Source organism: Macrococcus sp. S115, from assembly GCF_030067655.1.
Taxonomy (GTDB): Bacteria; Bacillota; Bacilli; order Staphylococcales; family Staphylococcaceae; genus Macrococcoides; species Macrococcoides psychrotolerans.
The window spans coordinates 48,812-73,603 of record NZ_JASJES010000002.1 but is presented as its reverse complement, the minus strand read 5'-3'; the positions used below and the strand labels follow the sequence as shown (position 1 = coordinate 73,603).

At 34.8% G+C, this 24,792-nt stretch carries 32 protein-coding genes and 1 riboswitch; of the genes, 27 read left to right on the top strand and 5 right to left on the bottom strand.

All coding sequences use genetic code 11. The annotated features are described in order from the left end of the window. The first annotated feature begins 3 nt into the window (after positions 1-3). The 5 genes from QNJ52_RS03515 (at position 4) to QNJ52_RS03495 (ending at position 4,323) form a co-directional block, all read left to right on the top strand. Positions 4-1,332: a DEAD/DEAH box helicase gene (locus QNJ52_RS03515; RefSeq protein WP_101140302.1), complete on the top strand. Its 1,329-nt coding sequence runs from the start codon at positions 4-6 to the stop codon at positions 1,330-1,332. Positions 1,333-1,342: 10 nt separating this feature from the next. Next, entirely contained in the window at positions 1,343-2,239 is an 897-nt protein-coding gene (locus tag QNJ52_RS03510; RefSeq protein ID WP_101140303.1) for a deoxyribonuclease IV, read from the top strand. Positions 2,240-2,307: 68 nt separating this feature from the next. Further along, complete coding sequence (locus tag QNJ52_RS03505) at positions 2,308-3,078, top strand: metal ABC transporter ATP-binding protein (protein ID WP_101140304.1); 771 nt, start codon at positions 2,308-2,310, stop codon at positions 3,076-3,078. Between the two features lie 2 nt (positions 3,079-3,080). Further along, complete coding sequence (locus QNJ52_RS03500; protein WP_165980776.1) at positions 3,081-3,926, top strand: metal ABC transporter permease; 846 nt, start codon at positions 3,081-3,083, stop codon at positions 3,924-3,926. Further along, a complete protein-coding gene (locus QNJ52_RS03495; protein ID WP_219492154.1) occupies positions 3,916-4,323 on the top strand; it encodes a Fur family transcriptional regulator in 408 nt (135 codons plus the stop codon). The genes QNJ52_RS03500 and QNJ52_RS03495 overlap by 11 nt, the downstream gene beginning before the upstream one ends. Positions 4,324-4,347: 24 nt before the next feature. Here the strand turns inward: QNJ52_RS03495 and QNJ52_RS03490 are convergent, their stop codons facing one another. From QNJ52_RS03490 to QNJ52_RS03480, 3 genes are all read right to left on the bottom strand, one after another. Continuing rightward, positions 4,348-4,926 (bottom strand): 5' nucleotidase, NT5C type, encoded by a 579-nt coding sequence (locus tag QNJ52_RS03490; RefSeq protein ID WP_219492152.1) that lies wholly within the window; start codon positions 4,924-4,926, stop codon positions 4,348-4,350. Beyond that, positions 4,913-6,019, bottom strand: a complete 1,107-nt coding sequence (gene ispG, locus QNJ52_RS03485) for a flavodoxin-dependent (E)-4-hydroxy-3-methylbut-2-enyl-diphosphate synthase (RefSeq protein WP_174804805.1) — start codon at positions 6,017-6,019, stop codon at positions 4,913-4,915. The genes QNJ52_RS03490 and ispG overlap by 14 nt, the downstream gene beginning before the upstream one ends. Positions 6,020-6,104: 85 nt before the next feature. Continuing rightward, positions 6,105-6,836 carry a DUF1189 family protein gene (locus tag QNJ52_RS03480; protein WP_219492149.1) on the bottom strand — a complete coding sequence of 244 codons (732 nt, stop codon included), beginning with the start codon at positions 6,834-6,836 and terminating at the stop codon, positions 6,105-6,107. Positions 6,837-6,968: 132 nt separating this feature from the next. On the opposite strand from QNJ52_RS03480, the gene QNJ52_RS03475 reads away from it, so the two are divergent. The 13 genes from QNJ52_RS03475 to QNJ52_RS03415 all read left to right on the top strand — a co-directional run bounded on the left by QNJ52_RS03475 (position 6,969) and on the right by QNJ52_RS03415 (position 18,054). Then, entirely contained in the window at positions 6,969-7,568 is a 600-nt protein-coding gene (locus tag QNJ52_RS03475) for a superoxide dismutase (protein ID WP_219492147.1), read from the top strand. A 153-nt stretch (positions 7,569-7,721) separates the two neighbouring features. After that, the gene (locus QNJ52_RS03470; protein WP_219494834.1) at positions 7,722-9,731 is read left to right on the top strand and encodes a peptidoglycan D,D-transpeptidase FtsI family protein; all 2,010 of its coding nucleotides are present in this window, start codon (positions 7,722-7,724) and stop codon (positions 9,729-9,731) included. A 140-nt stretch (positions 9,732-9,871) separates the two neighbouring features. Next, positions 9,872-10,834: a PstS family phosphate ABC transporter substrate-binding protein gene (locus tag QNJ52_RS03465; RefSeq protein ID WP_283721888.1), complete on the top strand. Its 963-nt coding sequence runs from the start codon at positions 9,872-9,874 to the stop codon at positions 10,832-10,834. 70 nt (positions 10,835-10,904) lie between these two features. Then, positions 10,905-11,834: a phosphate ABC transporter permease subunit PstC gene (pstC, locus tag QNJ52_RS03460; protein ID WP_219492141.1), complete on the top strand. Its 930-nt coding sequence runs from the start codon at positions 10,905-10,907 to the stop codon at positions 11,832-11,834. 1 nt (position 11,835) lies between these two features. Next, positions 11,836-12,729 carry a phosphate ABC transporter permease PstA gene (pstA, locus tag QNJ52_RS03455; protein WP_219492139.1) on the top strand — a complete coding sequence of 298 codons (894 nt, stop codon included), beginning with the start codon at positions 11,836-11,838 and terminating at the stop codon, positions 12,727-12,729. 25 nt (positions 12,730-12,754) lie between these two features. Next, positions 12,755-13,645 carry a phosphate ABC transporter ATP-binding protein PstB gene (gene pstB / locus QNJ52_RS03450; RefSeq protein ID WP_283721887.1) on the top strand — a complete coding sequence of 297 codons (891 nt, stop codon included), beginning with the start codon at positions 12,755-12,757 and terminating at the stop codon, positions 13,643-13,645. Then, positions 13,638-14,276 (top strand): phosphate signaling complex protein PhoU, encoded by a 639-nt coding sequence (phoU, locus tag QNJ52_RS03445; protein WP_257886416.1) that lies wholly within the window; start codon positions 13,638-13,640, stop codon positions 14,274-14,276. The genes pstB and phoU overlap by 8 nt, the downstream gene beginning before the upstream one ends. An 88-nt stretch (positions 14,277-14,364) precedes the next feature. After that, complete coding sequence (gene rpmG, locus QNJ52_RS03440; protein WP_041636027.1) at positions 14,365-14,514, top strand: 50S ribosomal protein L33; 150 nt, start codon at positions 14,365-14,367, stop codon at positions 14,512-14,514. Between the two features lie 89 nt (positions 14,515-14,603). Then, positions 14,604-15,158 carry a 5-formyltetrahydrofolate cyclo-ligase gene (locus QNJ52_RS03435; RefSeq protein WP_219492134.1) on the top strand — a complete coding sequence of 185 codons (555 nt, stop codon included), beginning with the start codon at positions 14,604-14,606 and terminating at the stop codon, positions 15,156-15,158. Further along, the gene (locus QNJ52_RS03430; protein WP_219492131.1) at positions 15,134-16,582 is read left to right on the top strand and encodes a rhomboid family protein; all 1,449 of its coding nucleotides are present in this window, start codon (positions 15,134-15,136) and stop codon (positions 16,580-16,582) included. The genes QNJ52_RS03435 and QNJ52_RS03430 overlap by 25 nt, the downstream gene beginning before the upstream one ends. Before the next feature lie 4 nt (positions 16,583-16,586). Next, on the top strand, positions 16,587-16,778 hold the full coding sequence (locus QNJ52_RS03425) for a YqgQ family protein (RefSeq protein ID WP_133445012.1): 192 nt from the start codon (positions 16,587-16,589) through the stop codon (positions 16,776-16,778). Next, positions 16,775-17,743 (top strand): ROK family glucokinase, encoded by a 969-nt coding sequence (locus QNJ52_RS03420; RefSeq protein ID WP_219492128.1) that lies wholly within the window; start codon positions 16,775-16,777, stop codon positions 17,741-17,743. The genes QNJ52_RS03425 and QNJ52_RS03420 overlap by 4 nt, the downstream gene beginning before the upstream one ends. Next, on the top strand, positions 17,743-18,054 hold the full coding sequence (locus QNJ52_RS03415; protein ID WP_086038848.1) for an MTH1187 family thiamine-binding protein: 312 nt from the start codon (positions 17,743-17,745) through the stop codon (positions 18,052-18,054). Before QNJ52_RS03420 ends, QNJ52_RS03415 begins: the two co-directional genes overlap by 1 nt. Before the next feature lie 26 nt (positions 18,055-18,080). Here the strand turns inward: QNJ52_RS03415 and QNJ52_RS03410 are convergent, their stop codons facing one another. Then, positions 18,081-18,320, bottom strand: coding sequence for a DUF2759 domain-containing protein (locus QNJ52_RS03410; protein WP_219492126.1), 240 nt, complete (start codon positions 18,318-18,320; stop codon positions 18,081-18,083). A gap of 89 nt (positions 18,321-18,409) precedes the next feature. Here QNJ52_RS03410 and QNJ52_RS03405 point away from each other — a divergent pair, with 89 nt between their 5' ends. Beyond that, positions 18,410-19,030 carry an MBL fold metallo-hydrolase gene (locus QNJ52_RS03405; RefSeq protein ID WP_219492123.1) on the top strand — a complete coding sequence of 207 codons (621 nt, stop codon included), beginning with the start codon at positions 18,410-18,412 and terminating at the stop codon, positions 19,028-19,030. 27 nt (positions 19,031-19,057) lie between these two features. On the opposite strand, the gene QNJ52_RS03400 is transcribed toward QNJ52_RS03405, so the two are convergent. Further along, positions 19,058-19,306, bottom strand: coding sequence for a DUF2626 domain-containing protein (locus QNJ52_RS03400; RefSeq protein WP_041636023.1), 249 nt, complete (start codon positions 19,304-19,306; stop codon positions 19,058-19,060). A gap of 211 nt (positions 19,307-19,517) precedes the next feature. On the opposite strand from QNJ52_RS03400, the gene comGA reads away from it, so the two are divergent. From comGA to gcvT, 8 genes are all read left to right on the top strand, one after another. Further along, the gene (comGA, locus tag QNJ52_RS03395; protein WP_219492120.1) at positions 19,518-20,489 is read left to right on the top strand and encodes a competence type IV pilus ATPase ComGA; all 972 of its coding nucleotides are present in this window, start codon (positions 19,518-19,520) and stop codon (positions 20,487-20,489) included. Next, positions 20,440-21,513, top strand: coding sequence for a competence type IV pilus assembly protein ComGB (comGB, locus tag QNJ52_RS03390; protein ID WP_283721886.1), 1,074 nt, complete (start codon positions 20,440-20,442; stop codon positions 21,511-21,513). The genes comGA and comGB overlap by 50 nt, the downstream gene beginning before the upstream one ends. Before the next feature lie 12 nt (positions 21,514-21,525). Continuing rightward, positions 21,526-21,858, top strand: coding sequence for a competence type IV pilus major pilin ComGC (gene comGC, locus QNJ52_RS03385; protein WP_413474514.1), 333 nt, complete (start codon positions 21,526-21,528; stop codon positions 21,856-21,858). After that, positions 21,851-22,276, top strand: a complete 426-nt coding sequence (comGD, locus tag QNJ52_RS03380) for a competence type IV pilus minor pilin ComGD (RefSeq protein ID WP_219491944.1) — start codon at positions 21,851-21,853, stop codon at positions 22,274-22,276. Before comGC ends, comGD begins: the two co-directional genes overlap by 8 nt. Next, positions 22,263-22,505 carry a hypothetical protein gene (locus tag QNJ52_RS03375; RefSeq protein WP_219491941.1) on the top strand — a complete coding sequence of 81 codons (243 nt, stop codon included), beginning with the start codon at positions 22,263-22,265 and terminating at the stop codon, positions 22,503-22,505. Before comGD ends, QNJ52_RS03375 begins: the two co-directional genes overlap by 14 nt. Next, positions 22,450-22,902 carry a competence type IV pilus minor pilin ComGF gene (gene comGF / locus QNJ52_RS03370; protein WP_219491938.1) on the top strand — a complete coding sequence of 151 codons (453 nt, stop codon included), beginning with the start codon at positions 22,450-22,452 and terminating at the stop codon, positions 22,900-22,902. Before QNJ52_RS03375 ends, comGF begins: the two co-directional genes overlap by 56 nt. Before the next feature lie 160 nt (positions 22,903-23,062). Further along, a complete protein-coding gene (locus tag QNJ52_RS03365; RefSeq protein ID WP_219491935.1) occupies positions 23,063-23,569 on the top strand; it encodes a shikimate kinase in 507 nt (168 codons plus the stop codon). Further along, positions 23,556-23,641: riboswitch (glycine riboswitch) on the top strand. It overlaps the preceding gene by 14 nt. A gap of 65 nt (positions 23,642-23,706) precedes the next feature. Beyond that, entirely contained in the window at positions 23,707-24,792 is a 1,086-nt protein-coding gene (gene gcvT / locus QNJ52_RS03360) for a glycine cleavage system aminomethyltransferase GcvT (protein ID WP_219494831.1), read from the top strand.

Genomic DNA, 24,792 nt, shown 5'->3' with positions numbered 1-24,792 from the left:
ATGATGGACAAACACCCATTTGAACATTTTGAACTTGCACCATATTTAATAGAAGCGGTGAAGGATCTAAATTTCAACCAGCCCACAGAAATCCAGAGAAGAGTTATTCCAAAATTAAAAAAAGAAACACATTTAATCGGACAATCTCAAACTGGTACAGGTAAATCACATGCATTCCTGTTGCCGTTAATTAATAAAATTGATAAAGATTTAATTCAGCCGCAAGTGATTATTCTAGCGCCGACACGTGAACTTGCAAAACAATTATATGATGCAAGTGAACATCTTATTTCCTTTACTGAAGGCATTAAAGCAGGCCTGTACATCGGAGGAACAGATAAGAATAAAGATATACAGAAATCAAAAGTACAGCCACAAATCGTAATTGGCACACCAAACCGTATTAAAGATCTAGCTGAGGAAAATGTACTGCATATTCATTTGGCGAATGCAGTGGTAATTGATGAAGCGGATTTAATGATAGATCTTGGATTCTTACCAACAGTTGATAAAATTGCTGCGAACGTATCACGTGATGCTCAGATTGCTGTCTTTTCAGCAACGATTCCTAAAGCATTACATCCATTTTTAAACAAATATCTATCAAAGCCGGAATTTATCGAAATCGAACCAGATAGTAAGACGAATAAGAATATTACCTTCTACCTCGTTCCAACAAAGAGTAACGACAAAAAAGAGAAGCTAGTGAGCGTTATGAACACGTGTAACCCATATTTAGCCATTATCTTTGCGAATAGTCGTGACCGCGCAGATGAACTTGCTGAGTACTTACAGGATCAAGGAATGAAAGTAGGTATCATGCACGGAGGACTGGCACCTCGTGAACGTACTCAGATGATGAAACGTGTCAAGAACTTAGAATTTCAATATATTATAGCAAGTGACCTTGCAAGCAGAGGGATTGATATTGATGGTGTAAGTCATGTATTTAACTATGATATTCCAAAAGATATCGATTTCTTCACACACCGTGTAGGGCGTACAGGACGTGGTAATTACACGGGCGTTGCGATCACACTTTACACGCCTGACGAAGAAGACTTAATCAACCAGATTGAGAAAAAAGGGTTCTCATTCATTCATTCGGATATTAAAAATGGTGAACTTACAGAAATTAAGGATCGTACTGAGCGTAGAAGTCGTCAGAAAAAAGAAGATAATATTGAAAAATCTTTAGTTCATAAAGTGAAAAAGAAAAAGAAAGTAAAACCAGGTTATAAGAAGAAGTTCAGATATGAATTAGATAAGGTTAAACGTAATGAAAAGAGAGCGCACTCCAAACGTGTAAACAAGCAGAACAGAAAAGGTTAAGGTGAAACTTATGTTAATCGGATCACATGTTTCAATGAGCGGAAAGAAGATGCTCCTGCAGGCATCAGAAGAGGCGGCAAGCTACGGTGCTTCTACCTTTATGATTTATACAGGTGCACCTCAAAATACTCGACGTAAAGCAATTGAAGACTTAAATATTGAAGCAGGACAGGCACATATGCAAGCAAACGGTTTATCAAATATTGTTGTCCACGCACCATATATTATCAATATTGCAAATACAGTAAAACCTGAAGTATTTGCTTTAGGTGTTGAATTTTTACAAAAGGAAATCGAGCGTACTGAAGCACTTGGTGCAAAAGATATTGTGCTGCATCCAGGTGCACATGTAGGAGCTGGAGAAGAAGCAGGTATTAAGAAGATCATCGAAGGTTTGAATGAAGTTTTATCGAATAATAACGATGTGCGTATTGCACTTGAAACAATGGCGGGTAAAGGCTCTGAATGTGGTAAATCATTTGAAGAACTTGCCGAAATTATTTCAGGTGTAACACATAATGAACGACTCTCTGTATGTTTTGATACATGTCACACACATGATGCGGGATATGATATTATCAATAACTTAGATGGGGTATTACAGGAATTTGATGACGTCGTTGGATTAGATCGTATTAAAGTTGTGCATGTGAACGACAGCAAAAATGTTACAGGTGCAAGAAAAGATAGACATGAAAACTTTGGTTTCGGAAATATTGGTTTTGATGCATTAACAAAACTCGTTTATCATGAAGCATTTGAAAATATTCCTAAGATTCTAGAAACCCCTTACGTTCAAGTTGGAGACGATAAGAAAAATAAAAAACCGCCTTATAAATTTGAAATCGATATGATTAAAAGTAGAACTTTTGATCCTGAATTATTAGAAAAGATTAAATTGCAGTAGAATTTGACAATAGAAACAGGGATTAATCTATGATTAATGCTTGTTTTTGTTTATAGAAGGATGAGGATATGGAACCCGTATTTGAAATTAAAGATGTATCTTACAGTTATCCAGATAAGAAAGCGTTATCCCATATTAATATTAGTGTCTATCAAGGTGATTTTCTGGCAATTGTGGGTCCGAATGGGTCTGGGAAATCAACTTTGCTGAAACTGATACTTGGTATCTTGAATTTGCAGGATGGCAGTATTCTGATGAATGGTACGGACATTCGCAAGCTAAAGAATCGTACGGGCATTGGTTACGTGTCACAAAAATCAAATGCAGGGAATTCAGGTTTCCCGGCAAATGTTTTTGAAGTTGTAAGAAGCGGTTTAATACAGATAAAACCTATGTTTAAAAGATTTGACAAGAATGATCATAAAAAAGTGGATGACATTTTAAGACGTCTCCATATCGATCAGCTAAAAGATAAAAATATATCTGATCTTTCTGGTGGACAACAGCAGCGTGTATATATCGCGCGAGCCTTGATATCAAATCCATCGGTGCTTGTGCTCGATGAACCGACAGTAGGGATTGATGCAAAAAATGTGGCGGAATTCTATGCGTTACTTGAACAGCTGAAACAAGAAGGTATCACAATTCTACTTGTCTCCCATGATATTGGTGTAGTTGTTGATACAGCAACACAAGTCGCTTGTCTCAACGAACATCTGCATTTCCACGGAACAACACATCAATTTAAATCGCTTGATGAAGTAGAAATTTCTAAAATTTATGGTCATCCTGTACAGTTCATCGATCATAGTGGACATGATAGGGAGTGCTGTTTATGAGTCTGATTGATGCGCTAATAGAATTTGACTTTATTCGTTATTCATTTATATCTGGAATCCTGATTGGATTACTTGCACCATTAATAGGAACTTTTATCGTTGTCAGAAGACTGTCATTAATAGCGGATGCACTCAGTCATGTTACACTTGGTGGTATCGCATTTGGTATGTTATTGACTAAAGTATTGGCATTTACGATTAATCCTGTATGGACGGGGATATTATTTTCAATTGCAGGTTCACTTATGATCGAAAGATTACGAAGTGTCTATAAACATTATCAGGAGCTTGCAATTCCGATAATTATGAGTCTTGGTATCGGATTGAGTGTTATATTTATTTCTTTTGCAGATGGTTTCAATCAGGATTTATTCGGCTATTTATTTGGAAGTATCAGTGCAGTAACGTTCAATGATGTTGTAGTCATCTTTTCTATTTTTATAGTCGTAGTGTTGTTTATTGGACTGCTGTACAAAGAATTATTCATCCTTTCATTTGATGAAGAATATGCTTCGATTATTGGCGTGCCAAGGTATGTACATATTTTGTTTATGCTTATGGTCGCGCTTGTTATCTCTGCATCTATGCGTGTCGTGGGAATACTGCTAGTATCTAGTTTAATTACGTTACCTGTCGCTAGTGCCATGCGACTGACAAGAAGTTATAAAGAACTGATGGTATGGAGTGTCGTCATCGGTGAATTTGCTGTTATTGCTGGTTTAGTAACAGCATTCTATCTTGATATAACGCCAGGCGGTGTTATTGTCATGTTACTTGTAGCGATTTTGATATTATCGATTATAATCAAGAAAAATAAAGAAAAAGCAGGTAGTTTAAATGGAAATTAATGATGCAATTCAAATATTGAAGGACAATGGGCACAAATATACTGACAAAAGAAAAGATATGATTACTCTTCTGCATGATAATAGTAAATATTTAAACGCTAAACAGATGCAGCAAGCTCTGAACGATAAATATCCTGGTATTTCATTTGACACAATTTATCGCAACCTACATCTATTTGAATCATTAGGGATTATAGAAACAACTGAGTTAGAAGGAGAGAAGAAGTTCAGACTTGCCTGTAGTCATCATCATCATCATCATTTTATCTGCAGGCATTGTGGAGATACGCGTGTTGTGGAACATTGTCCAATTGAAATATTTAAGGATGAACTTCCGGATGTTGAAATAGAAAGTCATAAAATTGAACTCTATGGATTATGTGAAAAATGCAAATAAAAAAGATGCCGAGAGGCATCTTTTTTATTTTGTATTAAAATGTTGTTGAATAAGTCGATTCGTTTCAATCCAGGAGTGCACACGAAACACATCTTCAGGTAACTCTGCCTGGTTGTATGGTGTATCAAACAGATAGACCGGAATATCAAGCGCCTGTTGAATATCAAGTGCATTATCAAGTTTATCTTCAAAGAAAGCATCTACCTTTAGATTGCGCGCCGCTTCAATTTTATTATGCGAACCTGTAAGTTCGATATGGTGATAGGGGATATTATGTCTATCAAACCAATCATAGGTGATATCTGTTAGTAAAGTATGTCTTGCACTGATAAAGAATAGCTCAAATTGTTCTGACCACTGTCTTAATATTAAATCCGCATCTTTATGCACAGGCGAATCTTTATATAAAGCACGCTCGTTTTCTTTGAACCACTGTGCAACTTCATCATTGCTAATGCCTAGTACAGTTGTTAGTTCGTATGCAGTAATATCTTCGTACTTAAAGTGGGGGTTAAAGGATTTCTGAAGATATGGGACAAGTGCTGTCGGACATGTGACAGTACCATCAATATCAATGCCAAATCTTATTTTATTTTTCTGCATTCGCTAACTTTTCTGCTTCCTGTTTTTTAAAGTATTCTTCAGCAAGTTTGTCGATTTCCATCTTCAATTCTTCAACCATTGTCTCTTCAGGCACTTTTCTTACCGTCTTACCTTTCATAAACAATAATCCTTCTCCACGTGCCCCTGCGATTCCAATATCAGCTTCTCTTGCTTCTCCCGGGCCATTTACAGCACACCCTAATACTGCGACTTTGAGCGGTGCTTTGATCGTTGAAATGTATTCTTCAACTTCGTTGGCAATTGAAATTAAGTCGATTTCAATACGACCACAAGTAGGACATGAAATAAGCGTTGCTGCATTACTTGCCAGACCGAAAGATTTCAGTAGTTCTCTCGCCACTTTAACTTCTTCTACAGGATCTGCAGATAATGAAATACGTAACGTGTTACCAATACCTAAACTCATAATTGCACCGAGACCTGCTGCCGATTTTACAGTCCCTGCAAATAATGTTCCGCTTTCTGTAATACCTAAATGTAGCGGATAATCAAATGCTTGCGCAGCTTTTGTATATGCCTCGATTGCTAAGTTAACATCACTTGCTTTCATCGAAACGATAATATCATGGAAATCCAGGTCTTCTAATATTTTAATATGATGCAGTGCACTTTCCACCATACCATCTGCTGTAGGATAACCATATTTTTTCAATATATGCTTCTCAAGCGAACCTGCATTTACTCCGATACGAATTGGAATACCTTTCGCTTTACAAGCTTTTACAACTTCTTCAACTTTTTCACGGCGACCGATATTTCCCGGATTGATACGAATTTTATCTGCGCCACCTTCAATTGCGAGCAATGCAAGTTTATAGTCGAAATGAATATCGACGACTAATGGAATATTAATTTGTTTTTTGATTTCTGCAATTGCAAGTGCATCTTCTTCTTTAGGACAGGCTACACGGACAATTTGGCATCCCGCTTCTTCAAGACGTTTGATCTCTGCAACTGTAGCTTCAACATCATGTGTCTTCGTTGTCGTCATACTTTGGATTACAAGTTCATTTGAGCCCCCAATAGTAAGATCACCGACTTTAACCGGGCGTGTATTTTTTCTATGTGTAATTTCAGGCATTATAATTCTCCTTCATAATTTAAACTTATTAATTACTATCCTTACTAGAATAACACTTCTATTATATAGTTGGAAATCAAATTTGTTTAGCTTTATGCTTGTTTTTCGGTAGATTCTTGATAGTTACTAGGTTAAGTATTATTAAAGCAATCCATGAAGCTATTGTTAAGACGACAGAGTTTAGGATAATACCGAACAGCAATATTAAAGTAGGCAGTGTGAGCAAGAATGTATTGATTTTCAGCCAGTTCATATAGCGTGATTTTTTGTTTGATTTATTTGAAATGATATGGCTGACTATGCTTATGATGATAATCTTTAATATAATAATTACATATTGGGAACTGATTATCAGTATTGCCAGGATGAAGAAATAAAAATAAATCGAGTCTGTAAATGTTTTAAGAAACTGAATCAATGTCTCCTTATCCTGGAACATATTGATGTTTGAATATTTTACACGTGAGCTTTTACTGATTAAAATTTCATCCTTATCTAAGATGATAAAGTTTGAACGTGGCTGTACATTTTTTTCGGTGAAAAATAAAGTGACTGCACTCAGTTCAATCTGCTTTTCCTGTGAAAGGATAAGCGAGTGATCTACAACTTTAAAATCTGGAATAGCAGAAAGTTCCTCATGACTAATATGATTAATAGACTGAAATGTTTGAAAATAATTAATCATTGCTGGCGAAGACATGGCTATTGAAAGTATCAATATATGTAGTAAAATATATCTCATCTTGACAATTCTATATAAAGGATATCGTTTTGGCTGGAATAAACGTTTTAGATGTTGTTTATACAATGGATTACCTCCTGACTTCTATTATTTTATCAGAAATCGTCTCAAAATAAGCAAACTATTTGAGAACATTCGATGAAATTGATACTATTTAATTGTAAACAATTTTCGTAAAACACAGGAGGATGATTTATTATGGCATTTGAACTACCAAAATTAGAGTATGCATATGATGCATTAGAACCACACATCGACAAAGAAACGATGGAGATTCACCATACAAAACATCATAATACTTATGTAACGAAATTAAATGATGCAGTGGCAGGTACGGAGTTTGAGAATGTATCTATTGAAGATTTAATGAAGAGAATTGATGAAGTTCCTGCAGATAAGAAAACTGCTGTAGTTAATAATGGCGGTGGTCATTATAATCACTCATTATTCTGGACATTACTTGCTCCAGGTAAAGAAGCAAAAGGCGAAGTTGTTGATGCGATTGAATCAAAATTTGGGTCTTTAGATGCATTTAAACAAGAATTTGCTGATGCTGCAGCTGGTCGCTTCGGTTCAGGCTGGGCATGGTTAGTTGTTAATAACGGAGAGCTTGAAGTAACTTCAACGCCAAACCAGGAGAATCCATTAATGGAAGGTAAAACACCAATCTTAGGATTAGATGTTTGGGAACATGCTTACTATTTAAACTACCAGAACAAACGTCCAGATTATATCGCAGCATTCTGGAATGTTGTTAACTGGGACAAAGTAAACGAATTATACTTAGCAGCGAAGTAAAGTTTTTAAAACACCGTTCTTATGAACGGTGTTTTTTTATGTTTATTATAGAAAACTGACAGCATTTCATATATTATAGAAGGATAATGTATCAATGGGGGATTTTTTTTGAAACGTGTTAAACAGGAATCCAATGAACTAAAGCAAAAACGAATGACTAATCGAAGAATCGGCGTCATTTTTATGGCAATTGTTTCCTTGCTTATAATTCTTGTATTAAGATTAGGTTATTTGCAGATTGTAAAAGGTGAAGCGTATCGACAGGCAGTAGATAATAATGAAAATATTGAAGTCAATGAATCAGTACCACGTGGAAGAATTTATGATAGGAATGGTAAACTACTAGTCGATAATACATCAAAAAAATCAATCACATATACAAGAGATCGTATGACGACGAGTAAAGAAATATTAGTCGTTGCAAAGAAACTGCAAAAGATAATTGATATGCCAACAGGGGCACTCACTCAAAGAGATAAGCAGGATTTCTATATATTGACGCATAAAGAAGCGATAGATCAATTGATGAAGAAAGAGAATACGTTACTTAAAAATGGAGAAATTACTGAAGAGACTTATAACACAGCGCTCTATAAAAAATTAACGGAACAGCAAATCAATAAACTATCGAAAAAAGAACTGCAAGTCGCTGCAATTTATAGAGAAATGTCTAGTGGCAGCCAATTAAGTCCACAAATAATAAAGAATGAAGATGTTACAGAAAAAGAATATGCATTGGTATCTCAGAACCTAGGAGAGTTACCGGGCGTCAATACGTCTATGGACTGGGATAGAAAGTATTTATATGGTGATACGCTGCGTACTCTGTTTGGTCGTGTATCCTCTAAAGAAGAAGGATTACCTAAGGAACTTACAGATTATTATTTAGCGAAAGGGTATTCTAGAAATGACCGAGTTGGGCAAAGCTACCTAGAATATCAATATGAAAATGTCCTGCGCGGTAAAAAGAAAAAAATGAGGTATATTACGAATAAATCAGGTAAGATTATCGATTCAGAAGTCCTCGCAGAAGGGTCCAGAGGAGACGACCTCGTTTTATCCATCGATATAGAATTGCAGCTCAAAGTAGAAAAATTAGTCGATAATAACATTCGAAAACTGAGAAGCATGGGTGCTAGAGATATGGATAAAGTACTGGTCGTTGTACAGGATCCTCATAATGGAGATATATTGGCGTTAGCAGGCCGTCAGATTGATAAATCAGGTAAGATAACCGATTATCATTATGGCACATTCACTTCACAATATGCAGTAGGGTCTTCGGTTAAAGGTGCTACGTTACTCACAGGATACAGTAATGGCGCAATTAATGTCGGAGAGACGATGACGGATGAGCCGTTAGTATTTAAAGGTGGGATACAGAAACGTTCTTATTTTAACCAAAGTGGGAGTCTTGCTATTAATGATAAGCAGGCATTGATGCACTCATCAAACGTCTATATGTTTAAGACGGCGCTCAAACTTGCTGGACTCGATTATTCATCTGGAATGAGCTTACCAGATGATATAACTGAGGCAGGGCAGAAATTAAGAAAAGGTATGAACCAATTTGGTTTAGGTGTAAAGACAGGCATCGATCTGCCGAATGAAGTGACAGGACAAACTGGTATTCTAAAAAATAATCCAGGGAATTTTCTGGATTTAGCAATTGGACAGTATGATACATATACACCATTACAGCTTTCTCAATATGTATCTACAATTGCTAATGACGGGTATCGTATTCAGCCGCATATCGTCAGAGAAATTAGAGGAGCGTCTAAAACAGGTAAAATAGGTCCCATTAAAAGTCACTTTAATGGAAAAGTGTTAAATAAGATTAATAATACAGATAAAGAAATTGAACAAGTAAAGTCTGGTTTCGAAATGGTCTTTAACCAAGCAGAAGGGACAGGATATGCTAGTTTTAATGATACTGCTGTTAAAGCTGCAGGTAAAACAGGTACAGCTGAAGTAACTCAAGATGGTGAAGCTCGAGTAAATTCAACATATATAGGGTATGCGCCAGTGAAAAAACCTGAAATGAGTTTTTCTATCATTTATACGAATCAGCCAGTACCACCTCCATGGTTACCAGGTGGAGATCTAGGTAAAGAAATTATCAATGAATACTTTAAAGATAAAGAAGCAGCCGATAAATAGTCGGCTGCTTTTTAATTTGTGCGTTCTTTACAAAATATTTACAATACATTCACTCTAAATTAACAATAAATCTATATAGTTAGAAATGTAATAACAAATCAAAAAATTTATTCGTCTTTATATTAGGAGGATTCTTAACAATGAAAAAGTGGCAATTAGTAGGATCAACAACTGTTTTAGGTACTGCATTATTATTAGGTGCATGTGGTGGTGCAGCTGAAAATTCTGACTCAAAGAGTGAAGATAAAGCCACAGACACAGCAGCTAAAGATGTTAAAGGTGAAGTAAATGGTGACGGATCGTCTACTGTAGCTCCTGTTACTGAAAAAATTAACGAGCAATTCAATGCTGAATATCCAGATGTTACTGTTTCAATCGGTACTTCAGGAACTGGTGGTGGTTTCGAGAAATTTATCGCTGGAGAAACAGATTTCTCAAATGCATCTCGTGATATTAAAGATGAAGAGAAGAAGGCACTAGAAGATAAAAAAATCGAGTATACTGAATTCAAAATTGCAAGTGACGGTTTAACTGTTGCAGTTAATAAAGAGAATGACTTTGTTGAGTACTTAACGTTTGATGAGTTGAAAAAAATCTATTCTGGTGAAGCGAAAACTTGGAAAGATGTTCGTGCTGACTTCCCGGCTGAAGAAATTAAAGCATTCTCTCCAGACCAATCACATGGTACTTACGACTTCTTCAGTGAAGAAGTTTTAGATAAAGGTGAAATTACAGCTGAGAAAAATGCTGATACTAACGTTATCGTTAAATCTGTACAAGATAATAAAAACGGTGTTGGATTCTTCGGATATAACTTCTACCAAGAAAACAAAGATAACTTAAAAGCGGTTAAGATTCAAAAAGAAAGTAAAGGTGAAGGTGTTGAAGCAACTGAAGAAACGGTTAAAGATGGTTCATACCCATTAAGCCGTCCTTTATATATCTATGCGAAAAACGAATCACTTAAGAGTAATGAAGCATTTAAAACATTTATGAAGTTTACTCTAGATAATGCTAAAGATGCTTCTAAAGAATCAGGTTATGTGCCTTTAGAAGATAAAGTTTACGAAGAAGATCTAAAGAAATTAGAAGAAGTTAAATAGTTAATAATATATAAGAAATTTTTCAGGGACGAAATTTTTCGTCCCTTTTTAAAATGAAGGAGTCAATGCTATGGAAAATAAAGTATCTGTACAGGAATTGATTCAGCAGCGTCAAAGTAAAGGTTCTAAAAATATTATCGAGAAATTTATCCCGATAATACTTGCTGTAATTGCATCTATTTCTATATTAACTACAATTGGGATTCTGATTACATTATTAACTGAGACGATTACTTTCTTTACAAGAGTATCATTCAGTGAATTTTTCCTTGAGAAGACATGGAATGCTTTCGGACAGGATCCAAAATACGGAATTATCTCTTTAATTTTAGGAACATTGAAAGTAACACTTATTGCGACAATTTTTGCTGTTCCGGTTGGATTAGGCGCAGCGCTTTACTTAAGTGAATATGCAAGTGACAAAGTAAGAAGAATCATTAAACCAATTTTAGAGATTCTTGCAGGGATTCCAACAATTGTATATGGATTTTTTGCATTAACTTTTGTTACACCGATGCTTCGTTCTGTTTGGACAGACTTAGGTTCATTTAATGCAATCAGTCCTGGTCTAGTCATCGGTATTATGATTGTGCCAATGATTGCGAGTCTTTCTGAAGATGCGATGAGTGCAGTACCACAAGCAATTAGAGAAGGGGCGCTAGGACTAGGTTCAACCCGATTAGAAACGGCGCTTAAAGTTGTGTTTCCAGCTGCCTTATCTGGTATTTTAGCATCAATCGTCCTCGCTGTATCACGTGCAATTGGTGAAACGATGATCGTATCACTTGCAGCAGGTAGTTCACCAGAATTCTCATTAGATTTTACAAATTCATTGCAGACTATGACAGCATTTATCGTACAAGTTGCTACTGGTGATGCAACATTTGGTTCAGATATTTACTATAGTATCTATGCAGTTGGATTTACATTGTTTGTATTTACATTAATTATGAATATGATTTCACAATGGATCACAAACAAATTCAGAGAGGAGTATTAGAATGGAATTAATTAATCAGGAAAGAGTCGCGAAAAAACTCTCTGGACGTCTGACTAAAAACGCGATAGTTAAGTTTATTTTCTTCTTATGTACGATTATCGGATTAATTGTTCTAGCAATGCTTCTTTTTGACATTATCAGAAAGGGTGCAGGTTATCTAACACTAGAGTTCTTTACGAACTTCTCTAGTACTACACCTTCAAAAGCTGGTATTAAAGGGGCTTTAATCGGTACATTATGGCTTATGATGACGATTGCACCGATTGCAATTACTCTAGGAGTTGCGACAGCTATTTATATGGAAGAGTATGCTAAAGATAATTTCTTTACACGCTTTGTTAAAGTAAATATTGCAAACCTAGCGTCTGTACCATCTGTAGTATTTGGTTTATTAGGATTAACACTATTCGTTCGTGGTGGCGGAATAGAAGCACTTTCATTAGGAAAATCTGTTTTAGCTGCAGCATTGACGATGTCTCTTATGATTCTGCCGGTTATTATTGTATCGTCACAAGAAGCAATTCGTGCAGTGCCAAACGCCATTCGTGAAGCATCTTTAGGATTAGGTGGAACGAAATGGCAGACGATAACGAACGTTGTACTTCCGGCGTCTATTCCTGGGATATTAACTGGAACGATTCTTGCACTATCCCGTGCAATTGGTGAAACAGCACCATTAGTAGTTATTGGTATTCCGACGATCTTTATGAAAACACCAGATAGTATTATGGACCGTTTTCAGGCTTTACCAATGCAAATCTTTACTTGGGCGAAATTGCCAAAAGCAGAGTTTCAGTTTGTATCATCAGCAGCGATTATCGTGTTACTTATTATTTTAATTGCAATGAACTCAATCGCTATATTTATCCGCAATAAATATCAGAAAAAATTCTAGCTCATTTTTGAGAGGAGTCAATATAATGAATTCAAAAGTAAACGTTATTAATAGAAATGAAACTTCAACTGAGAATAAGAAAATTGTTGCTGAAAGTCAACCTGCATTAACGAATAATGAACATACGATAGTTACAGGAGAGACACCAAATCCAAATAATCGTAAGATCGTTTATCAGACAAGAAATTTAAATCTTTGGTACGGTGACCATCATGCTTTACAAAATATCAATCTTGATATTTTAGAGAATGAAGTAACTGCAATTATCGGGCCATCTGGTTGTGGTAAGTCGACGTATATTAAAACGCTCAATCGCATGATAGAATTGATCCCTAGCGTGCGTACTTCAGGTGAAATTCTTTACCGTGGAGATAATATCTTTGATAAAAGCTATAAAGTTGAACATTTAAGAACCCGTGTAGGAATGGTCTTCCAAAAACCAAATCCATTCCCAAAATCTATCTATGATAACATTACGTATGGTCCTAGAATTCACGGTATTACTGATAAGAAAATATTAGATGAAATTGTTGAAAAATCTTTACGTGGTGCTGCAATCTGGGATGAGACGAAAGATCGTCTGGACAAGAATGCTTACGGCTTATCTGGTGGGCAGCAGCAACGTGTCTGTATCGCACGATGCTTAGCAATTGAACCAGATGTTATCCTGATGGACGAGCCTACATCAGCATTAGACCCAATTTCTACATTAAAGGTGGAAGAATTGGTACAGGAAATCAAAGATAAGTATTCAATTATCATTGTTACGCATAATATGCAGCAAGCTGCACGTATCTCTGATAAAACCGCATTCTTCTTAAATGGATATGTAAATGAATATGATGCAACAGATAAGATCTTCTCTAACCCAGCTGATGAACAGACTGAGAGATATATCTCAGGAAGGTTTGGTTGATATGAGAGAGATTTACGAAGAAAGTTTACAGCATCTGGAGGCAAGTGTTCTTAAACTGGCTGATGAAGTATATAGAGCAATCGAAAAAAGTATCAATGTACTGAGTGATAGTGATAAAGCGATGGCTAGAGAAATTATCGAACATGACCGTGTTATCAATTCGATGGAAAGCGATATTGATGACCAGATAATTAGTTTGATTACAAAGCAGCAGCCAATCGCTACAGATTTAAGGGTTATTCTTTCTTCAAGTAAAGTATCATCTGAACTAGAAAGAATGGGTGATAATGCAGCCAACATTGCTAAGATTCGTAAACGTGTGAAGATTGAAGATGCATATATTCTCACGCGTCTGCAAACGATGGGAAAGCTTAGTATGATGATGCTCGCTGATTTAAAGGAAGCCTATGAGAGTAAAGATGTTAATTTGGTTAAAGAGATTATTGAGCGTGATAATGATATAGATGACTTATATAAAGAAATCATTAACAGTGCTTACTTAATTGATAATGATCCATATATTTCAGGTCAGGCCCATTTAGCAGGTAGATATCTCGAGCGCATTGGTGATCATATTACAAATATTGCGGAAAGTGTTTATTTCACGATTACTGGTGAAAGATTTGCCTAAATCACAAATTTACACTAGATAAATCATGCTTCTCATGGTATTATATAAAAGTCGTATGGATATTTAGAAACGTGAGGAGGGAACAACTATGCGCGTTAATGTTACTTTAGCTTGTACTGAATGTGGTGACCGTAACTACATCACTAAAAAAAATAAACGTAATAACCCAGAACGTATTGAAATGTCAAAATACTGTGCAAGAGATAATAAGAAAACTTTACACAGAGAAACTAAATAATATTTTAAACAGACACATTTTGTGTCTGTTTTTTTGTTAAATCATAAAATTTTGATCAGTTTATTGTATAATTATATATGGGTGATGTTATGACTAAGAAAGAGTTAAGGAAGGCAACGATAAATCAGTTAAAATCGTTAACAGACAAATACACTAAAGAAAATATGATCATTGAGAAATTAATAAAGCACCAACATTTTAAAGATGCGGAGTCTATTGGTATAACGTTATCAATGGATCATGAGATGGATACACGATTTATCATCCGTTATGCACAAATGCTTGGTAAGACTGTATTTGTCCCAAAGTGTGATTACAGTAAACAACAAATGTATTTTACGTACTTTACATCTGCGGAAGATATAGTTGAAGATCGTTTTGGAATTGATGTAATGAAACATGATGACGGAAAAAATGAACAGCCAGCACTTCTTATTGTTCCGGGTGTACGTTTCGATGAATCAGGATACCGTATAGGTTATGGTGGCGGTTATTATGATAAATATTTAAGTACGTATGAAGGGCATACAATTAGTCTTGTATTTGAAGCGCAGATAGGAGAAGTGATCATTGAGCCACATGATATTCCCGTAGCGTATATCATTACTGAAGAAAGAGAATGGCATACAGGTACGAAACAATGATAGAACAAAAAAAGATATGGAGAACGATTTATGAATACACAAAATACAGTGATTTTGAGTACTTTACACACGGAGAAGCAGAAGACGATATATGGCTGATTAATAGAAAAAAGGGTATCATTAAAAGGGTTATCCTAAAAAAAGAGACAGCACAGTCCACACTCTTTATGGTACAAAAAATTATGGATCATTTTAATGATATTGAGGATACAGTAGGTCATACAATCAATAGATTTGAAATTATTCTCGTAAATCAGACAAATCATTTTCAGGATAACATGCCGAATCATATATTTATCGAACAGTGTAATGACGAGAGCGATTTAAAGCGCCTATTTGGACATCCATATCAGAAGATTACAGGCAAGAATAAGGATAAGGCAATTAAAACGTATAAGAAAAGTGTATTAAATGGAAATATGATTGAAAATGCAATCAGAAAGTTTTCCCCGCTGACATATTTAATTATGCTGCTCAATGTCGTTATTTTTATTCTTATGAGTATCGTTCAACATATTCATAAAGTAGAAATGATAATTGATAAAGGAGGGCTGACACATTTTAATTTTGTGCATGGAGATTACTATAGGATCATTACTTCTATCTTCATACACTTCGATGTGCAGCATCTGCTTTACAATATGATGACGCTTTTTATATTTGGTAAGCTTGTAGAATATTTATATACGCGCTGGCAATATTTATGTATTTATTTTATAGGTGGTATTATTGGTAATCTGATTTCTTTGACATTTGATAATATATCGATATCTGTAGGAGCCAGTGGTGCCATCTGTGCGCTTATCGGAGCACTGATGAGCCATTTGATATTCAGTGGAAAATTCGAGAAAAAATTTCTCATACAGACTTTTATCGGCATTCTTATCTTCTTAATTGGCAGTGCAATCTTTGAGAACGTAAATCATTATGCACATTTTGGTGGATTATTTGGTGGATTGTTCATTGCTTCAATGTTTTTTATTTATCGATACAGTAAAAGATATTTCTATTATATGGCACTCGGCCTGGTTGTTATTTTAGGATTACTCATCATCAATATTTTTTCCGAGCGTGAACATCATATATACAATGAATATGCTAAGCAATATTTGATGGAAGGAAAAGATAGTGAGGGCATTGAGATTATTCGCAAGACCATTGATAGAGGCTATCAGAATGATGAAACTTATGTACTCTATGGCCTGTGGAAAACAAAGGATGAAGGTTTATCAAGTGGTTTGTTAGTCTGGTTAGATGCTCTGAAAAAGTATCCTAATAGTGAACGGCTGAACTTTCAGCTTGCATTAGCATACCGAGCAATGGATGACTACCCGAAAGCAGAGAAATATATTGATAAGACCATTACAATCAATAAAAAGGAAGAATACATAAAATTAAAGAAAGAGATTCAGGAATTCAGGTGAGAAAATGAAGCAATTCTATGATGTACAGAAACTATTGCAAAAATTTGGAATTATTATCTATTTTAAAGATGAAAAGAATACGTTAGCGATGATGGATGAAGAGTTAAAGTCATTGCATGATGCAATGTTAATTGATAATGAGACTTATATCCAGGCGCGTTTACTGATCAATCAGAGAAGGATGAATAAACTATGATTTTAGCAGCAGATATAGGTGGAACAACTTGTAAGCTAGGTATATTAGACTCAAACCTCAATATTATTAAAAAATGGGAAATCGTTACGAATAAAGAGGATAACGGAACACATATATTAAAGAACATTTATGATTCATTTATTAAACATTTAAGTGATGTAAATTTAAACATTAAAGACTGCATAGGTGTGGGTCTCGGTGTTCCGGGTCCGGTAGATTTTAACAATGGCATCATCAATGGAGCGATTAACTTAAACTGGCATGGTAAGATCGATATTAAAGCGCAGTTTGAAGCATTAAGCGGATTGCCAGTATATGTAGATAATGATGCAAATGTAGCAACGCTCGGTGAAAAATTTCGAGGAGCAGGCAGAAATGAGTCTGATGTCGTATGTGTAACGCTAGGTACAGGCGTAGGTGGGGGTATCGTCAGTAATCATGAGCTTATTCACGGATTCAATGGTGCAGCAGGGGAATTCGGGCATATTACTGTAGATACGAAGCAGAGATTTAAATGTAACTGTGGAAAACATGGCTGTCTTGAGACGGTTGCAAGTGCTACAGGGGTCGTAAATTTAGCTTATCATTATTATGAAGAGCTTCAATTCAAGACGGTGATCGAAGATGCAATCAGAAATAAAGAGCTTCAGGCAAAGATGATATTTGATGCCGCAAAAGCAGGGGATGAGTTTTCGATATATGTGATTAAGAAAGTAGCGAAGCACCTCGCTTATGCATTTAGCATTATCAGTGTCATGACAAATCCTAAGCACATTATTATTGGTGGGGGAGTCTCTAAAGCAGGACAGTTTCTTGTAGATCATATCGAACAGTATTATAAAGACTTAACATTCCTTCCAGCTTATGAAGGAACAAAGATTGTAACTGCTGAGCTAGGCAATGATGCAGGGATGATTGGTGCTGCAGGTTTAATCAAAATTTATATTCTAGGAGAGAAAATATAATGGCGATAATAGATGTTGTAATCATACCGATGGATGGAAAATCTATCAGTATCAGTAAATATGTTGCGGAAGTACAGAATATACTTGAAGCGATGAAACAAGAGGGAAAGATAGATTATCAACTGACACCGATGAGTACATTGATTGAAGGAGAGCTTCACGACTGTCTCGTAGCATTAGAACGCATTCACGAATCTCCGTTTCAGGCAGGGGTTGAACGGGTGTGTACGAATATTAGAATTGATGATCGAAGAGATAAGCAAAGAAAGATGAATGACAAGCTTGACGCTGTAAAGAAACATATGCATTAAAAAAAAGACATCGAATGATGTCTTTTTTAATGGTGTAAAATTGGATATCCATAAGTGAAGATTGTTGCTAACGAGAAGAATCCAAAAGACAAAGTTGCAAGTAGACCAAAAATGATGCCTAATACATTTTTAGACTTTAATGAACTTAATAGTGCTTTTATTGAAAATAAGAAAACTAAAAACATTAGAATCGCAAAAATATTCACACCGATGTGAATTTTTACGCCAAAAACTTCAAATAGTTCGCCCGTGTTAATAAATGGCATAGTATAACCCCCATGATTTTCTTTTGTTATCATTAATATTGTATAATTAAAGTATATATTTGTCGAGTAAATTTTAGGAGGAATTCAGTTTGAAGAAAAAGAAAATTGCTTTAGGTATGATTGAAACGAACTGCTATATATTAGAGAATGAACAAGAAATTTTAATCATTGATCCAGGAAATGAAGCGGATAGGCTCATCGCTACAATCGGTAATACAGATAAAAAAGTAATTGGTGTGCTGCTGACACATGCACATTTTGACCATATTGGAGCAGTTGATGCAATATGTAGCTATTATCAGTGTGAAGTTTATATGTCTCAAATTGAGAAATACTTTTTAACAGACCCGCTTAAAAATGGTTCAGATAAATTCAGTCAATACGGAATAGAATCCACAATAGTGAAGCAACAGCCGAAATTTATGGATAATGGTTTCCATCAAATCGGAACATTTAGTTTTGAAGTACGACATACGCCAGGACATTCGCCAGGGAGCTTAAGTTTTATATTTAAGAATTTTGCGATTGTTGGTGATACTTTGTTTAAGGAAGGTATCGGAAGAACAGATCTTTATCAAGGAGATACGTCGCAATTACTCAATAGCATCGAAAGGGAATTACTTTCATTAGATGAAGCATTCATCATTTGTCCGGGTCATGGTCCTGAAACGACTGTCGGATATGAAAAAACACACAATCCATACTTATAGAAAAAAACCTTCCGATTCCGGAAGGTTTTATTCGTGGTGGCCAAAGCTTGGCTCTAATAAAAATGTAGAATAATAAGTGAAGCCTACGAAACACACGATTAAGTATGCTGCAAATATATACATGTACATTCTTTCTGATAAGTTTAAGTATCCAAGTAATACAAAAAATCCTGTTTGAGCAATGAATACAAATGACATCATAGACATTCCGCCTACATAGAACATTACTGCAAAGATTGCTGTCCAGAACCCTAAAGTTTTAAAAACCTTATCCATTTGGCAATTCCCCCTAATTTCAGACTCTTCATATCACTTATTATTATAAAGTTAACGATAAGATAAGTAAACCTTAATTTTACGAAATTTGTAACATCCAATTCTTTCTTTTTTATTTGTAAATTTAGATAAATTTATTTATTTGTATGATATTAAATAGCTTAAGAAGAAAGATCAAGAATAAGCTTATATGATAGATGAGGAGGTAGAGATGGAGAGATTATTCAATGAAATAATAGAGCAGGCAATTTTACAAAGTGCATCAGATATACACTTCATTCCTGGTGATAAAAGCATATCTATTAAATTTAGGATACAAGGTGATATTGAAGACTATAGCGACATCGACGATATATTATTTAGAAAACTACTTTCATATATTAAATTTACAGCACATCTTGATGTATCAGAAAAGAATAAGGCCCAGAGTGGCATAATACATTTTAACCTGAATAACTTACGATACAATATTCGCGCATCTACTTTACCTCGGTCATTAGGTGATGAAGCATGTGTATTGAGGATTATCAGACAAAGTTTTATAGATGAATATCAGACAGATGATCAAATATTGTTCAATCAAATGAAAAAATCAAGCGGTATAATTATCATTAGTGGACCAACTGGAAGTGGTAAAAGTACATTAATGTATCAACTTGTACATTTTGCGAAGAATACATTGAAACGACAAGTAATTTCAATAGAAGATCCTGTAGAACAGCATATTGACGGTATCATACAAGTTAATGTTAACGAAAAAGCAGAGATAACGTATCAAACCGCGATAAAGGCAATCCTTAGATGTGATCCAGATATCATTATGCTAGGTGAAATAAGAGATTCAGTCGTAGCCCAGCAAGTTATCAATGCAGGGTTAAGCGGGCATTTAGTTTTAACGACATTACATGCGAATGATTGCATCGGCGCATTATTTCGACTTAAAGAAATGGGAATTAATGCTGTTGATCTATATCAAAGTATTAATTTAATTATCAATCAAAGACTTGTAAAAAGAATAGATGGAAAGGAGCGTGTTTTAGCCTATGAATTTTTGACAAAAAAGGATATTGAAAAATATTTAAAGGATAAACATATAAACTATAGAACGCTGGCTGACATATTTAAGGAGATGTATGAAACAAATCAGATTTCACAACATGAATTTGAAAAATTTGATCTATAAAAATCGTCTGAGAATATATCACAAAGATTTCTTAATCAGAATTTCTGAAATGACAAATAACGGATTCACTCTTTATGAAGCAGTCTCTTTCTTGAATACGCAATATATAGAAATTGAAAAAGAGATAAAGGAAGAGGCATTAAAATTACTTGAATCAGGAAAGCAGTTATCCGAGTTGCTCGACTACTTTAACTATAGTGATGATATTGTAATGCAGGTACAGTTTGCTGAGCGGTACGGTGATGTAAATATGACATTGGTACGATGTTACGATTATTTAGAAAGTAAAGCAAGGCTTGCCTCACAACTTATAAAGACAATTCAATACCCTCTTATTTTAATCCTCATATTTATTGCGCTTATATTTACAGTAAACTTAACGGTACTTCCTCAATTTCAATCTATGTATGACACTATGGATGTAGATGTAGGGACAGAAATAAAAGTTATGACTGCAATTTTATTTTCTCTACCTTATATCATCTATAGTTTTATACTATTATTCATAGCACTTATTTTAGCTTATGCTTTCTATTTTAGGAAACAGTCTGTTGCTAGTCAGCTTAAAATATTATATTCTGTACCGCTGATTAAAGATTTGTATCGCTTGTACATTACCTATCGCTTTAGTGAAATGCTTTCTTTCTTTCTGTCCAATGGTGTGATGATGAAAAGAATATTGCAAATATTATCGTCACAAAATAAGAATGAAACCTTTCGATACATTGCGCTCATGATCAATCATAAGCTTTTAGAAGGTAGACCGCTCCCTGATGCTGTCAAGGAGATGAATATATTCGAGTCTTCACTTGTTCAATTTATGGAGCATGGAGAGCGAAATTCAAAATTAGATAAGGAACTAAAATACTACAGTGAATTTATATTTGATCGATTTCAACATCGATTATTACGCTGTATAAAAGCAATTCAGCCAGTAATTTTTATGATATTAGCATTGTTAATTGTGACCATGTATCTCGTCATCATATTACCGATGCTACAAATGATGGAAGGTATAAAATAAGGAGGAGTTATAGTGAAACGCATAGCGAGCAGATTAAAAAAACAATTTAGTAAGAATGAAGGATTTACTTTAATTGAAATGTTATTAGTATTACTCGTAATTTCGATTTTAATCATCGTTATCATTCCGAATATTGCTAAACAATCTAAGACAGTACAGGCTAAAGGATGTGAAGCTCAAGTAAAGATGGTACAAGGTCAGATTGAGGCATATCGAATTGATACGGGTAAAACACCATCTACAATAAATGAGCTTGTTCCTGAATATTTAAAAGAAAATCAAGTGAAATGTAAAGATGGAGCAGACATAATAATCAATAATGGTGAGGCATCATTAGGTGCTTAGAGCATTTTCATATATAGAAATGCTCATTGTACTAATGATTGTCACCGTAATACTCACTGTTGTGCCTGTAAACAGGTTTAAACTAGATGAAATAAAACATGAAGAGATTAATGATGAAATAATTTCACTACTAAATTACTATCAGACAAAAGCCATTGTATCTAAGGTGAATATCTATGTGTCATTTCCTCCGGGAAGTGACACCATTTATATTAAATCAGCCGCGCTCGACATTAATGCTTCCTATCAAATAGATGATGGTTATATTGATCGGCACAATAGTTCGAATAATATGCAGTATTATTTTGATGGGAGAGGGATTAATAAAGGTGGCTCAGTTATTTATCATATAGGCGATAAAAAATATCGTCTAATCTTTCAGATTCATTGGGGGAGAATGAGAATTGAAACGTTATAGTGGTTTTTTATTGATAGATAGCATGCTAGCATTTTCTGTCATCATCCTAATCGTAATGCTGCTACTTCCAATGTACAACGAAATGTCCATGACATATCAGAGTAAGCAAGCTACGCTTGAAAAGATTCGGTTACTGTATATGCATATCGTAATTAGAGAAGGAGAATACACACGTGAAGCAGATACAATCTGTATTAAAGCATCTAAGATATGCCATACGTTCAAATAAAGCATTTACGCTGCTTGAGATGCTTATTAATATGGCTGTAGTTATGATTGTTATATCAATTATACCGATGATCTTAATTCAGATATATCAATTTAACGGACGTTCTACAGATCATCACGATATAAATACGGCTTTATTTTTAAGGGAGATTGCTACTGAACTTAAAAATGCGAAGGACGTTACAGTTAGGGATGGCAAACTTCGAATAGCACTTCGAGCAGATTTGATTACATATGAATGTGTGCATAATCGCATCGTACGAAAAGTAAATGGAGAGGGTTACATCATCATGCTGGAAGGCATTAAGGAAGGAGTCTTTTTTATAGAAGATGAACATCTATACATATCTCTGCAATCAAAAAATGAATCTCTCGCAAAGAAATATCAGGTTCTATAATGGGTTTATAACGCCATATTTACTGATTCTATTATTTTTAACAGTCTTTTTTTTAAGTTATTATAGCAACAGATTCATGTTAAAATTAAAGACAATGGATCATCTTGAACAGTATTATTATGAAGAGATTCTAAAGTCTGTAGAAAAAAGAGGTGTTTAGTTGGCTTATGTACTTGTAGGATTTATGGGTGTTGGAAAAACAACAATCGGTAATTTATTAGCACGAAAGCTCGGGATAAAGTTTGTTGATATCGATGAACAAATTGAATTAGAAATGAATATGAAGATCAAGGATATATTTGACCAGTACGGAGAAACTTACTTCAGAACGTTGGAACATATCGTTTTAAAAAAACACATAAACATGAATATTATATTAGCTACAGGTGGTGGAATTGTCGAAAATCCGAACAATATTTCACTTTTAAAAGAAAATAAAATGAATATATGGGTAGATACGAACATTAACACTGTGTATAATAGAATTATAAATGATGCTAATCGTCCGAATGCGATGAATAGATCATTTGATGCCATTAAAGACTTGTACTTTGGAAGACGTTCACGTTATAATGAAATCGCATACATTAGCGTTAACAATGATGATGAACTGTCAGACTGTGTGCAGGAAATTCACAATTTTATTATTGCGGAAGAAGGAAGTTAGAGAGAATGATAAATCATCGCCGAAGGGGCATCGCTATATTAAACTCTCAGGCAAAAGGATAATTTCCGGACAAACCCTGTAATGAAGCAGGATAGCACTATGCTATGCTGTTTTTATTTTTAACAATTAGGAGGAATATCATGTCAGAATTAAAGAAAACACCACTTTATGAAAAATATCTGGAAGATGGTGCAAAAGTAATTGATTTTTCTGGTTGGGCTTTACCTGTTCAATTTTCTAGCATTAAAGAAGAACATATCACTGTTAGAGAAGGCGTAGGGATGTTTGATGTCAGTCATATGGGTGAAATTATTGTCGAAGGTGAGCATGCACTTGAATATCTTCAGTATGTACTTACAAATGATGCATCTAAAATGACTGATAAAAAAGCTCAGTATACAATGATCTGTAATGAAGATGGTGGTGTCATTGACGACCTTGTTGTATATAAATTAGGAGAGAATAAATACTTACTCGTAGTAAATGCCGGAAATACTGATATTGACTTCGAATGGTTAAAATCACATGAAAAAGATGGTGTAACAATAACGAACGTATCTTCTGAATATGGACAAATTGCAGTACAAGGGCCTAAAACTTTAGAAAAGCTTGCACCTGAAGTTAAGGAAGATATTTCGGAAATGAAATTATTTGAATTTTTAAAAGATGTTGAAATTTTCGGTAAAAACGTAATCTTAAGTCAATCAGGTTACACTGGTGAATATGGCTTTGAAATTTATTGTAAAGCCGAAGATACGGTAGCAATCTGGGAAGCACTGCTTAATTTAGGTGTTACGCCTTGTGGTCTTGGTGCTCGAGACACGTTACGTTTAGAAGCGGCATTACCGCTACACGGACAAGATTTATCAACTGATATAACACCTTATGAAGCTAAGATGGGCTTCAGCGTTAAACTTGATAAAGGCAACTTTATCGGCAAGTCAGTACTTGAAACTCAAAAGTCAGAAGGTGTAAAGCGTAAATCTGCTGGTATTGAACTGTTAGAACGCGGGATTGCACGTACTGACTATGAAGTGTTTGATAATAAGGATAATAAAATCGGTTATGTTACTAGTGGAACGCAATCACCATTAACTGGCCGTTCAATTGCTTTAGCATTAATTGATACAGATTTTACAGCAATTGATACAGAAGTTTATGTACAAGTTCGTAAAAAACGTATTCCAGCAAAAGTTGTTAAAACTCCATTCCATAAAAATTAA

Excerpts from the sequence above, each read along its gene's own strand:
- QNJ52_RS03400 (WP_041636023.1), bottom strand. The coding sequence starts at position 19,306 with ATGGATAAGGTTTTTAAAACTTTAGGGTTCTGGACAGCAATCTTTGCA.
- QNJ52_RS03465 (WP_283721888.1), top strand. The coding sequence starts at position 9,872 with ATGAAAAAGTGGCAATTAGTAGGATCAACAACTGTTTTAGGTACTGCA.
- comGA (WP_219492120.1), top strand. The coding sequence starts at position 19,518 with ATGGAGAGATTATTCAATGAAATAATAGAGCAGGCAATTTTACAAAGT.
- QNJ52_RS03430 (WP_219492131.1), top strand. The coding sequence starts at position 15,134 with ATGGCATACAGGTACGAAACAATGATAGAACAAAAAAAGATATGGAGA.
- QNJ52_RS03420 (WP_219492128.1), top strand. The coding sequence starts at position 16,775 with ATGATTTTAGCAGCAGATATAGGTGGAACAACTTGTAAGCTAGGTATA.
- QNJ52_RS03515 (WP_101140302.1), top strand. The coding sequence starts at position 4 with ATGGACAAACACCCATTTGAACATTTTGAACTTGCACCATATTTAATA.
- QNJ52_RS03470 (WP_219494834.1), top strand. The coding sequence starts at position 7,722 with ATGACTAATCGAAGAATCGGCGTCATTTTTATGGCAATTGTTTCCTTG.
- QNJ52_RS03505 (WP_101140304.1), top strand. The coding sequence starts at position 2,308 with ATGGAACCCGTATTTGAAATTAAAGATGTATCTTACAGTTATCCAGAT.
- comGB (WP_283721886.1), top strand. The coding sequence starts at position 20,440 with ATGAAACAAATCAGATTTCACAACATGAATTTGAAAAATTTGATCTAT.
- rpmG (WP_041636027.1), top strand. The coding sequence starts at position 14,365 with ATGCGCGTTAATGTTACTTTAGCTTGTACTGAATGTGGTGACCGTAAC.
- pstB (WP_283721887.1), top strand. The coding sequence starts at position 12,755 with ATGAATTCAAAAGTAAACGTTATTAATAGAAATGAAACTTCAACTGAG.
- QNJ52_RS03410 (WP_219492126.1), bottom strand. The coding sequence starts at position 18,320 with ATGCCATTTATTAACACGGGCGAACTATTTGAAGTTTTTGGCGTAAAA.
- pstA (WP_219492139.1), top strand. The coding sequence starts at position 11,836 with ATGGAATTAATTAATCAGGAAAGAGTCGCGAAAAAACTCTCTGGACGT.
- QNJ52_RS03415 (WP_086038848.1), top strand. The coding sequence starts at position 17,743 with ATGGCGATAATAGATGTTGTAATCATACCGATGGATGGAAAATCTATC.
- QNJ52_RS03475 (WP_219492147.1), top strand. The coding sequence starts at position 6,969 with ATGGCATTTGAACTACCAAAATTAGAGTATGCATATGATGCATTAGAA.
- QNJ52_RS03510 (WP_101140303.1), top strand. The coding sequence starts at position 1,343 with ATGTTAATCGGATCACATGTTTCAATGAGCGGAAAGAAGATGCTCCTG.
- QNJ52_RS03435 (WP_219492134.1), top strand. The coding sequence starts at position 14,604 with ATGACTAAGAAAGAGTTAAGGAAGGCAACGATAAATCAGTTAAAATCG.
- QNJ52_RS03425 (WP_133445012.1), top strand. The coding sequence starts at position 16,587 with ATGAAGCAATTCTATGATGTACAGAAACTATTGCAAAAATTTGGAATT.
- pstC (WP_219492141.1), top strand. The coding sequence starts at position 10,905 with ATGGAAAATAAAGTATCTGTACAGGAATTGATTCAGCAGCGTCAAAGT.
- QNJ52_RS03490 (WP_219492152.1), bottom strand. The coding sequence starts at position 4,926 with ATGCAGAAAAATAAAATAAGATTTGGCATTGATATTGATGGTACTGTC.
- QNJ52_RS03495 (WP_219492154.1), top strand. The coding sequence starts at position 3,916 with ATGGAAATTAATGATGCAATTCAAATATTGAAGGACAATGGGCACAAA.